The 11496-nt window shown below is 54.6% G+C and carries 13 protein-coding genes and 1 other RNA gene; 10 read left to right on the plus strand and 4 right to left on the minus strand.

Translation table 11 applies throughout. From position 1 onward, the window contains the following. The first annotated feature begins 47 nt into the window (after positions 1-47). The 4 genes from ACJ9N4_RS12255 to amtB all read left to right on the plus strand — a co-directional run bounded on the left by ACJ9N4_RS12255 (position 48) and on the right by amtB (position 5480). Positions 48-1820 carry a SmdA family multidrug ABC transporter permease/ATP-binding protein gene (locus ACJ9N4_RS12255; protein ID WP_182919499.1) on the plus strand — a complete coding sequence of 591 codons (1773 nt, stop codon included), beginning with the start codon at positions 48-50 and terminating at the stop codon, positions 1818-1820. Further along, positions 1813-3594: a SmdB family multidrug efflux ABC transporter permease/ATP-binding protein gene (locus ACJ9N4_RS12260; RefSeq protein WP_411500518.1), complete on the plus strand. Its 1782-nt coding sequence runs from the start codon at positions 1813-1815 to the stop codon at positions 3592-3594. The genes ACJ9N4_RS12255 and ACJ9N4_RS12260 overlap by 8 nt, the downstream gene beginning before the upstream one ends. 222 nt (positions 3595-3816) lie before the next feature. Beyond that, entirely contained in the window at positions 3817-4155 is a 339-nt protein-coding gene (gene glnK / locus ACJ9N4_RS12265; RefSeq protein WP_008503304.1) for a P-II family nitrogen regulator, read from the plus strand. Positions 4156-4190: 35 nt separating this feature from the next. Then, a complete protein-coding gene (gene amtB / locus ACJ9N4_RS12270; RefSeq protein WP_182273962.1) occupies positions 4191-5480 on the plus strand; it encodes an ammonium transporter AmtB in 1290 nt (429 codons plus the stop codon). A gap of 95 nt (positions 5481-5575) precedes the next feature. Here the strand turns inward: amtB and tesB are convergent, their stop codons facing one another. Next, positions 5576-6436 (minus strand): acyl-CoA thioesterase II, encoded by an 861-nt coding sequence (gene tesB / locus ACJ9N4_RS12275; protein WP_182273963.1) that lies wholly within the window; start codon positions 6434-6436, stop codon positions 5576-5578. Between the two features lie 204 nt (positions 6437-6640). On the opposite strand from tesB, the gene ACJ9N4_RS12280 reads away from it, so the two are divergent. Further along, on the plus strand, positions 6641-7132 hold the full coding sequence (locus ACJ9N4_RS12280; protein WP_182273964.1) for a YbaY family lipoprotein: 492 nt from the start codon (positions 6641-6643) through the stop codon (positions 7130-7132). Between the two features lie 31 nt (positions 7133-7163). Here the strand turns inward: ACJ9N4_RS12280 and ACJ9N4_RS12285 are convergent, their stop codons facing one another. Both ACJ9N4_RS12285 and ACJ9N4_RS12290 read right to left on the minus strand, forming a co-directional pair. Beyond that, positions 7164-7499 carry an MGMT family protein gene (locus ACJ9N4_RS12285; protein WP_182273965.1) on the minus strand — a complete coding sequence of 112 codons (336 nt, stop codon included), beginning with the start codon at positions 7497-7499 and terminating at the stop codon, positions 7164-7166. Between the two features lie 73 nt (positions 7500-7572). After that, positions 7573-7980, minus strand: a complete 408-nt coding sequence (locus tag ACJ9N4_RS12290) for a dTDP-glucose pyrophosphorylase (RefSeq protein WP_182273966.1) — start codon at positions 7978-7980, stop codon at positions 7573-7575. A gap of 246 nt (positions 7981-8226) precedes the next feature. Between ACJ9N4_RS12290 and ffs the strand changes: the two genes are divergently transcribed. The 3 genes from ffs (at position 8227) to ACJ9N4_RS12305 (ending at position 9054) form a co-directional block, all read left to right on the plus strand. After that, positions 8227-8323: signal recognition particle sRNA small type (gene ffs / locus ACJ9N4_RS12295), an RNA gene on the plus strand. A gap of 267 nt (positions 8324-8590) precedes the next feature. Further along, entirely contained in the window at positions 8591-8842 is a 252-nt protein-coding gene (locus tag ACJ9N4_RS12300; protein ID WP_182273967.1) for a hypothetical protein, read from the plus strand. After that, complete coding sequence (locus tag ACJ9N4_RS12305; RefSeq protein WP_014069144.1) at positions 8839-9054, plus strand: hypothetical protein; 216 nt, start codon at positions 8839-8841, stop codon at positions 9052-9054. The genes ACJ9N4_RS12300 and ACJ9N4_RS12305 overlap by 4 nt, the downstream gene beginning before the upstream one ends. Positions 9055-9199: 145 nt before the next feature. Here ACJ9N4_RS12305 and ACJ9N4_RS12310 read toward each other — a convergent pair whose 3' ends face one another. Then, positions 9200-10621: a PLP-dependent aminotransferase family protein gene (locus ACJ9N4_RS12310; protein ID WP_182273968.1), complete on the minus strand. Its 1422-nt coding sequence runs from the start codon at positions 10619-10621 to the stop codon at positions 9200-9202. Positions 10622-10707: 86 nt separating this feature from the next. Between ACJ9N4_RS12310 and ACJ9N4_RS12315 the strand changes: the two genes are divergently transcribed. Together ACJ9N4_RS12315 and ACJ9N4_RS12320 are read left to right on the plus strand one after the other, a co-directional pair. After that, positions 10708-11319, plus strand: coding sequence for a YczE/YyaS/YitT family protein (locus ACJ9N4_RS12315; RefSeq protein ID WP_182919502.1), 612 nt, complete (start codon positions 10708-10710; stop codon positions 11317-11319). 78 nt (positions 11320-11397) lie between these two features. Beyond that, on the plus strand, positions 11398-11496 hold a 99-nt coding region (locus ACJ9N4_RS12320; protein ID WP_411500523.1), incomplete at its 3' end, for a LacI family DNA-binding transcriptional regulator.

The following is an 11496-nucleotide window of genomic DNA, read 5'->3' on the forward strand; positions in this document are numbered from 1 at the left end:
AATAACGTCCCGGCGTTGCCGGAATAATACCTTCAGGAACAAACCGCGTGCGATTATTTGCCCAATTAAGCTGGTACTTTCGTCGGGAGTGGCAACGCTACCTCGGCGCAGTATGCCTGCTTATTATCATTGCCATTTTGCAGCTGATCCCGCCGAAAGTGGTGGGGTTTGTCGTGGATGGCGTCACGAAACAGCATTACACCACCGCACGGGTGTTGATGTGGGTTGGTACGTTGGTGCTGACCGCGGTAATTGTTTACCTGCTGCGCTACGTCTGGCGTGTGCTTTTATTTGGCGCGTCCTATCAGCTGGCTGTAGAGCTGCGCGAAGATTTTTATCGCCAGCTGAGTCGTCAGCATCCTGAGTTTTACCTGCGTCATCGCACCGGGGATCTCATTGCCCGCGCCACCAACGACGTGGATCGCGTGGTGTTTGCCGCCGGGGAAGGGGTGTTAACGCTGGTGGATTCTCTGGTGATGGGCTGCGCGGTGTTGATCGTGATGTCTACCCAGATCAGCTGGCAGCTGACCCTGCTGGCGTTACTGCCGATGCCATTGATGGCGTTGGCGATCAACCGCTACGGTGAAAAGCTTCATGAACGTTTCAAGCTGGCGCAGGCGGCATTTTCATCGCTTAACGATCGTACTCAGGAGAGTATGACCAGTATTCGCATGATCAAAGCGTTCGGTCTGGAGGACAGACAATCTGCGCTGTTTGCGGCCGATGCGGCGGATACGGGGGCGAAAAACATGCGTGTCGCGCGCATTGATGCGCGTTTTGACCCGACGATATATATCGCGATCGGTATGGCGAACCTGCTGGCCATTGGCGGTGGGAGCTGGATGGTGGTACAGGGGTCGATGACCCTCGGCCAGTTGACCAGTTTTGCGATGTATCTGGGGCTGATGATATGGCCGATGCTGGCGCTGGCCTGGATGTTCAACATTGTTGAGCGCGGCAGTGCTGCCTACAGCCGCATTCGCGCCATGCTGGCCGAAGCGCCAGTCGTCAATGATGGTAGCGAACCGGTGCCGGAAGGGCGTGGCGTGATGAAAGCGGATATTCGTGAATTTACCTACCCACACACGGAACATCCGGTGATCGAAAATGTGAATTTCACGCTATCCCCCGGCCAGATGCTGGGTATCTGTGGCCCGACGGGTTCCGGGAAAAGCACCGTTCTGTCGCTGCTCCAGCGTCACTTTGATGTGACACAGGGCGACATTCGTTTCCACGATCGCCCTCTGACGCAGCTGCTGCTGGACGACTGGCGCAGACGTCTGGCGGTAGTCAGCCAGACGCCGTTCCTGTTTTCTGACACTGTGGCGAACAATATTGCGCTCGGTCACCCCACAGCGACACAGGAAGAAATTGAACATGTGGCGCGTTTAGCCAGCGTGCACGACGATATTTTACGCCTGCCACAGGGCTATGAAACGGAAGTTGGTGAGCGCGGTGTCATGCTTTCCGGCGGGCAAAAGCAGCGTATTTCGATTGCGCGTGCGCTGTTGCTGAATGCCGAAATCCTGATCCTGGACGATGCGCTTTCCGCCGTCGATGGCCGTACTGAGCACCAGATCCTGCATAACCTTCGCCAGTGGGGAGAAGGACGCACGGTGATCATCAGCGCGCACCGTTTGTCGGCGCTGACGGAAGCCAGCGAGATTCTGGTGTTGCAGCACGGGCATATTGCCCAGCGCGGGCAGCATGACCAGCTGGCCGGGCAGCCTGGCTGGTATCGTGATATGTATCGTTACCAACAGCTTGAAGCGGCGCTGGACGATGCTCCTGAACAGGATGAGGAGGCCGCAAATGCGTAAGCCTGGAACGCAGTGGCCAACGCTCAAACGCCTGCTCGCCTATGGTTCGCCGTGGCGGAAACCACTGTCCCTTGCCGTGCTTTTGCTGTGGATTGCGGCCATTGCTGAGGTGAGTGGCCCTTTGCTCATCAGCTATTTCATCGACAACATGGTGGCGAAAAGCTATCTGCCGCTGGGACTGGTGGCAGGCTTAGGTGTGGTCTACGTTGGGTTACAGCTGACGGCGGCCGGGCTGCACTATGCGCAATCGCTGCTCTTTAACCGGGCAGCCGTTGGCGTGGTACAGCAGCTGCGTACAGATGTTATGGATGCGGCACTGCGCCAGCCGTTGAGCGAGTTTGATATCCAGCCGGTTGGGCAGGTTATTTCACGCGTTACCAACGATACCGAGGTGATCCGCGATCTGTACGTCACCGTCGTGGCGACCGTGCTGCGCAGTGCTGCGCTGATTGGTGCCATGCTGGTGGCCATGTTCAGCCTCGACTGGCGCATGGCACTGGTGGCGATCACCATCTTCCCGGCAGTGTTAATCGTGATGGTCATCTATCAACGCTACAGCACGCCAATTGTGCGTCGCGTGCGAGCCTATCTGGCCGATATTAATGATGGCTTCAACGAAGTGATCAACGGGATGAGCGTCATTCAGCAGTTCCGCCAGCAGGCGCGCTTTGGTGAGCGAATGGGTGAAGCCAGCCGTTCGCACTATATGGCGCGTATGCAGACGCTGCGACTGGACGGTTTCTTGCTGCGCCCACTGTTAAGCCTCTTCTCGGCGCTGGTGCTCTGCGGCCTGTTGATGCTCTTTGGGCTGAGTTCAAACGGTACGATTGAAGTGGGTGTTCTGTACGCGTTTATTAGCTACCTCGGACGCCTTAACGAGCCGCTTATAGAGCTCACTACCCAGCAATCCATGCTGCAACAGGCCGTGGTGGCAGGGGAGCGCGTCTTCGAGCTGATGGACAGGCCGCGTCAGACCTATGGCAATGATGAACACCCCCTGAAAAGCGGGGCGATTGCTTTTGATAATGTTTCGTTTGCCTACCGTGACGACCGGCTGGTGTTGCAGGGCATTAGCCTTGATGTGCCGTCGCGTGGTTTTGTGGCGCTGGTGGGGCATACCGGCAGCGGCAAGAGCACCCTGGCGAGTTTGCTGATGGGGTATTACCCTTTAACGCAGGGCGAAATTCGTCTGGACGGGCGTCCGCTCGTGTCGCTCAGCCACAACGTGTTACGTAAAGGCGTTGCGATGGTGCAGCAAGATCCGGTCGTGATGGCGGATACGTTCTACGCTAACGTGACGCTGGGGCGGCCATATACCCATGAGCAGGTCTGGGAGGTGCTGGAAAAAGTACAGCTGGCTGACCTGGCACGCGAATTTAGCGACGGTATCAACACCCGGCTGGGTGAGCAGGGGAATAATCTCTCCGTCGGGCAAAAGCAGCTTCTGGCGCTGGCGCGTGTACTGATTGAAACGCCGCAGGTGCTGATTCTGGATGAAGCGACGGCCAGTATCGACTCCGGTACCGAACAGGCTATCCAGCAGGCGCTGGCCGCCGTGCGTGACCATACGACGTTGGTGGTCATCGCACATCGCCTGTCAACCATTGTTGAAGCCGATACCATTCTGGTGCTGCATCGCGGGCAGGCCGTCGAACGCGGTACGCATCGGGAGCTGTTAGAGGCAAAAGGGCGCTACTGGCAGATGTACCAGCTGCAACTGGCCGGAGAAGAGCTGGCCGCCAGCGCGCGCGAAGAAGAGTCGCTTAGCGCCTGATGCACCAAAATCAGGCAACGCGCTAACAGTCATTACTGTTGGTGCAAAACGGAAACGCACCATGCACTGTCATGGTGCGTTTTTTTTCCTCTGTAAGTCGGGCAATGCCTTTCCGCACGCATTACACCGCTTTTCTCCTCTGTTTTTAATTCTGGCACACCGCTTGCAATATCTCATACGTGTTAGCTGCGGCCATTACCGAATTCTGACTGGAGGGGATTTATGAAGCTGGTTACGGTTGTAATCAAACCATTCAAACTCGAAGACGTGCGTGAAGCGTTGTCTTCTATGGGTATTCAGGGACTGACTGTCACCGAAGTGAAAGGCTTTGGTCGTCAGAAAGGTCATGCCGAGCTTTATCGCGGGGCGGAATACAGCGTTAACTTCCTGCCAAAAGTAAAAATTGATGTCGCAATTGCCGATGACCAGCTTGATGAAGTCATTGATGTCATTAGCAAAGCGGCCTACACCGGCAAAATTGGCGACGGCAAAATTTTCGTTGCCGAATTGCAGCGCGTCATTCGCATTCGCACCGGCGAATCCGACGAAGCGGCATTGTAAGTAACTCCTGGCACACAGTGATAGGGATCGAGAAAATGAAGATAGCAACAATCAAAACGGCTCTGGGTTCTCTGGCACTGCTGCCGGGCCTGGCAATGGCTGCAGCCCCTGCGGTGGTAGACAAAGCCGATAACGCTTTTATGATGATCAGTACCGCGCTGGTGCTGTTCATGTCTATTCCTGGTATTGCGCTGTTCTACGGCGGTCTGATCCGCGGTAAAAACGTGCTCTCCATGCTGACGCAGGTTGCCGTAACGTTCGCGCTGGTGTGCGTACTGTGGGTTGTCTACGGTTACTCGCTGGCATTCGGGGAAGGCAACGCCTTCTTCGGCAACTTCAACTGGGCGATGCTGAAAAATATTGAACTGACCGCCCTGATGGGCAGCTTCTATCAGTATATCCACGTCGCTTTCCAGGGCTCATTTGCCTGTATCACTGTGGGTCTGATTGTGGGGGCGCTGGCTGAGCGTATCCGTTTCTCTGCGGTGCTGATCTTCGTGGTCGTCTGGCTGACGCTCTCCTACGTGCCAATTGCCCATATGGTCTGGGGCGGTGGTCTGCTGGCGACGCATGGCGCGCTGGACTTTGCGGGCGGTACTGTTGTACACATCAACGCCGCGGTGGCGGGTCTGGTGGGGGCGTACCTGATTGGTAAACGTGTGGGCTTTGGTAAAGAAGCGTTCAAGCCGCATAACCTGCCAATGGTGTTTACCGGTACCGCAATTCTCTATTTTGGCTGGTTCGGCTTCAACGCAGGTTCTGCAAGTGCAGCTAACGAAATCGCCGCGCTGGCCTTTGTGAACACCGTTGTGGCAACGGCGGGTGCCATCCTCTCCTGGGTATTTGGTGAGTGGGCTATTCGCGGTAAACCCTCCCTGCTGGGAGCATGTTCTGGTGCGATTGCCGGTCTGGTTGGTATCACCCCTGCGTGTGGTTATGTCGGTGTCGGCGGGGGGCTGCTCATCGGTCTGGCGGCGGGGCTGGCAGGTCTGTGGGGTGTTACCGCACTGAAACGCGTTCTGCGCGTTGATGACCCTTGCGATGTGTTCGGCGTACACGGTGTTTGCGGCATCATTGGTTGTATCATGACCGGTATCTTCGCCGCAAAATCACTGGGTGGTGTTGGTTACGCAGAAGGCGTCACAATGGTTCATCAGTTGCTGGTGCAGCTGGAAAGTATCGCCATCACCGTTGTGTGGTCTGCCGTTGTGGCCTTCATCGGCTATAAACTGGCGGATATGACAGTGGGTCTGCGTGTACCGGAAGAGCAGGAACGCGAAGGTCTGGACGTGAACAGCCACGGCGAGAATGCGTACAACGCCTGATAAATTGCAAAAAGGCAACCTCGGTTGCCTTTTTTAGTGTTTATTCCCTCTCCCCGTGGGAGAGGGCCAGGGTGAGGACATCAGGCCGCACAAAATCATCCCCGGTTTCGCATGACCCCTTCCTGCACCGTCGAGGCCACCAGAATGCCCGCTTTGGTGTAAAATTCTCCGCGAACAAATCCGCGCGCGCTGGATGCCGAAGTGCTCTCCACACTGTAGAGCAGCCAGTCGTTTATATCGAACGGACGGTGGAACCACATGGAGTGGTCGATCGTTGCGACCTGCATCCCTTTCTCCAGGAACCCAACGCCGTGCGGCTGTAGCGCAACCGGCAGGAAGTTGAAGTCGGAAGCATAGCCCAGCAGGTATTGATGGACGTGAAAATCATCCGGCACGATACCGTTGGCGCGGATCCACACCTGGCGTTTTGGCTCGGCGGTGTGGCCTCTCATCGGGTTATGGAATTCGACAGGGCGGATCTCAAGCGGCTTGTCACAGATAAACTTCTCTTTCATCTGTGTCGGCAACAGATGCGCCAGCGCGCGGGCAATATCCGTCTCTGATTTGAGCTCATCCGGAGAAGGGGCTGGAGGCATCACTTTTTGATGCTCATAACCCGGCTCCGGAGCCTGGAATGAAGCCGTCATGTAAAAGATAGGCTTGCCATTCTGAATGGCCGCCACGCGGCGTGCGCTGAAACTGTTACCGTCTCTCAGCACTTCAACGTCGTACACAATCGGTTTCGTGCTATCTCCAGGGCGTAAAAAGTAGCTGTGAAATGAGTGCACCAGACGGTCTGCAGGGACGGTCTCCTTAGCTGCGTACAGCGCCTGTCCTACGACTTGCCCTCCGAAGACCTGGCGTAAGCCTAAATCTTCACTCTGTCCGCGAAAGAGTCCTTCCTCAATTTTTTCCAGATTCAGTAATGTCAGCAGATTGTTTAGTGCCTGACTCATAGTCGTCCTCAATAAACGCCGTAGCGAAAGATACGCAGAGTATAACGCAGAAATGAAAGTGGTCAGATGGGTGGAATAATCTGAATAATGGGTCGAAATCAGGCATTAATAAGTGATTTGTGCCACACTTGTTTACGTTATGTGAATGCTAACGACATCGGGTGGGATCGATCCCGCTGGTGCATTGATGATAAGGAGACTTCAATGAAACTCGTACCCATGCTAAGTGGTATAGCTATTGCGGTGGCATTGTCTGCCTGCGCAGGTAAGAGCGCCCAGGTACCAGCCGCAGATCCGTATGGGATTAATACACTTTCACAGCAGTCCATTCAGCAGCCAAATGTTTCTGGTACGATCTGGATCCGTCAGAAAGTCGCTTTGCCGCCAGATGCGGTATTAACGGTGACGTTGTCTGACGCTTCGCTGGCTGATGCGCCGTCGAAAGTGCTGTCGCAACGCGTCGTTCGTACAGAAGGCAAACAGGCTCCGTTTAGCTTTGTGCTACCGTATAACCCAGCAGACGTGCAGCCGAATGCGCGTATTCTTCTGAGTGCGGCGGTAACGATCAACGGTAAGTTGGTCTTTATCACCGATACAGTACAGGAAGCGATCAACAACGGCGGGACAAAAGTTGACCTCAATCTGACACCTGTGCAGCAAACGGAAGTTCCTGTTGCGCCGTCAGCTCAGCCTTAATGGCTTTTGCCCTCTCCTTCGGGGGAGGGTATCAGTACACCCAGCGGTACTTCTGCAAATCTATCTGTCCTGATCCCGACACCTGCACCCCTTCCGAAAGTAATGCCTGGCGCTGGCGCTGCAAGTCTGGCCCGGTGAGCGAAATAGTTCCGTGGCGATTCACCACCCGATGCCAGGGCAATGTGCTTCCTTCCGGTAACCGTTTCAGTACGCCACCGACCTGACGTGCCGCGCGGGGAGAACCCGCAAGACGAGCAACGTCGCCATAGGTGGTGACATAACCTTCAGGAATAGAGGCAACAATCTGCCAGACCCGGACAGGAAAGGTGTCAGGTAACGGTTCAGGGAGTGGATCGTAAGAGTCCATATTGCTTACCAGACGTAAAAAAACACAGGATAAGTGACCCTGAAATGATTGTGAAGCGGCACGGGTATCTTGCTCAGTCAGCCTGTTGAACGGTGAACTCCAGTGCGAGGCCGATCACTTTTGTGCCGCTGGCGGCAGGTTGATCGCGCATCGCGACCAGACTTTCGAGAAATTTCAGCTTTCTCGCCGGGGTATTGATGATGAGTTTGGCCCGAAGATCGGGTAAGGCCTGTGAGCAGATGGGATAGATAACGCGCCCGGATACAGCAACCGGTATTCTTCTCAGGTTGATGTGACGCACTACGCCAATGGTGGAATAAAGTACCGCGATCGGCGTGACGAAAAGCATGGGGCGTTCGCTAATGCTGACAAAATCCAGCATCAGGTCGGGGCGCAGAAAGTTCAGCCCTTTATGATGGAGAGTCACGCCGTCAATGGCTGGCATGGCGAGGGTCAATGTTTTGGGGAGCGTGTTAATCATGGGTGCATCCTGGAAAGAGATAAAGCGCCTGGTCAGCCACATTCAAAGAGTGTGGCATGAGTGAGCAAATTTACTGCGAAGGGGTTCGCAATCTGTGCATCTGTACTGACTGCAAAGGTGATGAGGGACCTATTTGCTCCGGTTTGCGCAATAAACCACCATCCGGATGCCAGCAGCTTGCAATTGGTGGGCTGCACAGGGATAATGCGCCAGCGCGTTGGTTAACAACGCTCTCAATGGGGGCTCTGTTGGTTCTCCCGCAACGCTACTCTGTTCACCAGGTCAGGTCCGGAAGGAAGCAGCCAGGGCAGACGACGTGTGTGCCGGGATGTAGCTGGCAGGGCCCCCACCCATTTCTGCTCTCTGTAGACTCTCCTGCGTTCTCTCCCCCCAACTTCAGCTCGTTACCCACAGAAATTAAAGGTATTTAATATCTTATATAATATATATTTCATCTTGCTGAAATATTACTGTCATAAACCTGTAATAATAGACTGCCATTTTATTATTGGGTGTCTTTTTTCTGTCATAAGCAAAAAATATATATCTGGATTACAATGTTAACTTCGTGTATTAAATAAAGGACTTATTCCGAAGGGAAGTGACAATCATGGTTACTGCGGTATTAAACGTTAAGATTGATGGTGCGCTAAAAGAAAGACTTCGCCATTATGCGGAAGTGAATAACGAAAATTTAAGCGTAACAACGGAGAAACTGCTGCTGCTGGCGTTTGAAGCAGTGGAAGAGGCGGGAGTATCGGAAGAGGATATTGATAATCAGCATACGGAAGAAGAGAGTGTAACTCCATTTACTCCTAAAGAAATCAAAGCACTACGCAAACTTCTGAAGAAGAGAAAATGAAACAACAACTGTCTACCGCCAACGACTACAAAGAGGCCTGCGATCTGTTGCGTTCAGGTTACGTGAAGCATGTCCGTCTTGGCTGGAATGTTGGTAGTGATGAGTTCTTTCGTATTGCGTCGGACTGGTGTGATACTGGCGCAAAAATAAAGAAAGAGGGTGAAAATTTCGTTATTTCACTGAAGGGCTTTCCTATTCCTCCTCAGCACTAAATCCTGACGGGTGAAAACTGCTGACTGCATACGTTACAGTCAGCAGTTTTTATTATTTGTTACGCAACGAAATAATATGTGATTTTAATCACGGGTTAAAATGTAACCAGTTCGTATTTCATTGGCTGCTTCTATCTTGCTCACATTAGACTAAACTCCGTTTGACGGATGGCATGTTTTTATTCAGAGCGAGCCACAGCGGCTTGATTCTGAGCAGCGCCTGTTCCAGTTCTGCCGGGGCGAGCGAGAAGGGGATGCGTAAATAACGATCAAACGCACCCGACAAACCGAACCGTGTTCCGGCTCCCAGATTGATCCCCAGCGTTTCAGCCCGTGCGGCAAGCTGCGTTGCCAGCATGCCCGGCAGTGCTATCCAGTATGAAAGCCCCCCTTCTGGCTCATGGAACGTCCATTCCGGGAAGTGTTCGCGCAACAGTTCACCGCAACGGTCACGGCGCTCAGCCAGCATTTTCCGGCGAGCCGGGAGAAAAGTGTCGCTATTTTCGATAAGCCACAGCGTTGCCAGTTGTTCCAGCAGCGGCGATCCCAAATCCAGCGTGTCACGCGTCTGGGCAAGCGTTGCGATGGTTCGTGAGGAGGCGCGGATCCAGCCGAGGCGAAGTCCACCCCAGAAGCTTTTTCCGGCGGAACCCAGTGTGATCACGGTGGCCTGCGGGTTAAACGCTGCCAGTGGTGGCGGCGGCGGTGAGCTAAACCATAAATCCACCATCGTTTCATCGACAACCAGCGTGGTACGAGTCTGAGCAGCGATGTCGGTTATCGCCTGACGGGTGGCGATATCCATACAGCGCCCCGTCGGATTGTGGAAATCCGGCATCAGGTATGCCAGACGCGGCGCTGTCTGGGCAAGCGTTGCCGCGAAGCCATCCGTATCCCAACCCGATTCCGGTAGCGAAACGCCGACAGGACGACACTGCGCCCCCTGAATAGCGGCAATCGCCAGCGGGTAGGTGGGGTGATCGACCACGACGCGATCGCCGGGGCCAGTCATCATCCGCAGTATCAGCGCAAAACCGCTGAGCGCGCCATTCACCACCATCACTTCGTCAGCCCGGGTCGGAAGCCCACGTGCGGTATAGCGCGCGGCAATGGCGTCGCGGAGTGCCGGTAACCCGAGCTGGTCATAACCCGTCAGCGAAAGGTGCTGGGCGATCGCCGTGAGTGCATGGGTGTAAGCCTGGTGGATTTCTGGCCCGGCATTGAGCGCGGCAGTAGAGAGATCCAGTGCCGCACTTGCCGCTGAAAGGGTAGGTACGGCACGAGTATCCGGCAGGATCACGCGTGAACCGCTGCCGTGACGGCTTTCCAGATACCCTTCTTCCCGCAGATGAGCCAGCGCACTGCTGATGGTGGTGCGGCTAACGTCCAGCGCAGAGGCCAGCTCCCGCTCGCCCGGCAGACGCGTGTTAAGCGCCAGCCTGCCATCAAGAATTAACAGACGTAACGCGTCAGCCAGCTGACGCCAGAGTGGGATCCGGGTAGAGGTTTGTTGCCAGTGGCCAAGCAGGCGTACCAAAGACTGGCTACCGAAACGACGTGATGACATGTGCAGTCCACTATTTGAAAACTGGACATTAATCATAATGCCATTTTCGCACAATATGAAAGTCTGGTTTTTCGGAGAAGATAAAAATGGTACGTCGTTTGCTGCAACTTTACGTCGGCTTAGGGCTTTATGGCCTGTCAACCGCAATGTTTATTCGTTCGGATCTGGGTGTCGATCCGTGGGACGTCTTTCACCTGGGGGTGGCGATACAGCTGGGAATGAGCATTGGCACGGTGATCATTTTGACCGGTGCGGCGGTGCTGCTGCTGTGGATCCCCCTGCGCCAGCTCCCCGGGCTTGGCACCCTCAGTAACGTGATTGTCATCGGTCTGGCGGCGGATGCCTCGATGGCGTTGATCCCCGAGCTAACCTCGCTGCCCATCCGAATTGCTCTGCTGGTTTCGGCTATTGTGATGAACGCGATAGCAACGGGTATGTATATTGGAGCCGGTTTTGGCGCAGGCCCGCGTGATGGTCTGATGACTGGCATTCATGCCAGAATGGGGTGGTCAATCCGTAGCGTGCGTACCTCGATTGAAGTGTCCGTTCTGCTGATTGGTTGTCTGCTTGGCGGTTCATTCGGTGTGGGAACGGTACTTTATGCCCTGACCATTGGCCCGCTTATCCAGATCTGTTTGCCCTGGTTCCGACAGAAACCACGCGCTGATAAAATTCCTCAGCCGGAGCAGGTTGTTTAATTTTGCGAAGCGCTCACATGCTTTAATGACATCGCTGTGCCAGAATAGAAGTCATCTATTGATGCGGTGTCAGAATGCATGAAAGCGATCACTCTTTATGACGTAGCCCTCCTTGCGGGGGTTTCTTATCAGACCGTTTCCCGTGTGATCAACGACGCGGAACATGTCTCCGCCCGG

It is taken from the genome of Enterobacter sp. LM3, assembly GCF_046622475.1.
Taxonomy (GTDB): domain Bacteria; phylum Pseudomonadota; class Gammaproteobacteria; order Enterobacterales; family Enterobacteriaceae; genus Enterobacter; species Enterobacter cloacae_P.

Excerpts from the sequence above, each read along its gene's own strand:
- ACJ9N4_RS12260 (WP_411500518.1), top strand. The coding sequence starts at position 1,813 with ATGCGTAAGCCTGGAACGCAGTGGCCAACGCTCAAACGCCTGCTCGCC.
- glnK (WP_008503304.1), top strand. The coding sequence starts at position 3,817 with ATGAAGCTGGTTACGGTTGTAATCAAACCATTCAAACTCGAAGACGTG.
- amtB (WP_182273962.1), top strand. The coding sequence starts at position 4,191 with ATGAAGATAGCAACAATCAAAACGGCTCTGGGTTCTCTGGCACTGCTG.
- tesB (WP_182273963.1), bottom strand. The coding sequence starts at position 6,436 with ATGAGTCAGGCACTAAACAATCTGCTGACATTACTGAATCTGGAAAAA.
- ACJ9N4_RS12280 (WP_182273964.1), top strand. The coding sequence starts at position 6,641 with ATGAAACTCGTACCCATGCTAAGTGGTATAGCTATTGCGGTGGCATTG.
- ACJ9N4_RS12285 (WP_182273965.1), bottom strand. The coding sequence starts at position 7,499 with ATGGACTCTTACGATCCACTCCCTGAACCGTTACCTGACACCTTTCCT.
- ACJ9N4_RS12290 (WP_182273966.1), bottom strand. The coding sequence starts at position 7,980 with ATGATTAACACGCTCCCCAAAACATTGACCCTCGCCATGCCAGCCATT.
- ACJ9N4_RS12300 (WP_182273967.1), top strand. The coding sequence starts at position 8,591 with ATGGTTACTGCGGTATTAAACGTTAAGATTGATGGTGCGCTAAAAGAA.
- ACJ9N4_RS12305 (WP_014069144.1), top strand. The coding sequence starts at position 8,839 with ATGAAACAACAACTGTCTACCGCCAACGACTACAAAGAGGCCTGCGAT.
- ACJ9N4_RS12310 (WP_182273968.1), bottom strand. The coding sequence starts at position 10,621 with ATGTCATCACGTCGTTTCGGTAGCCAGTCTTTGGTACGCCTGCTTGGC.
- ACJ9N4_RS12315 (WP_182919502.1), top strand. The coding sequence starts at position 10,708 with ATGGTACGTCGTTTGCTGCAACTTTACGTCGGCTTAGGGCTTTATGGC.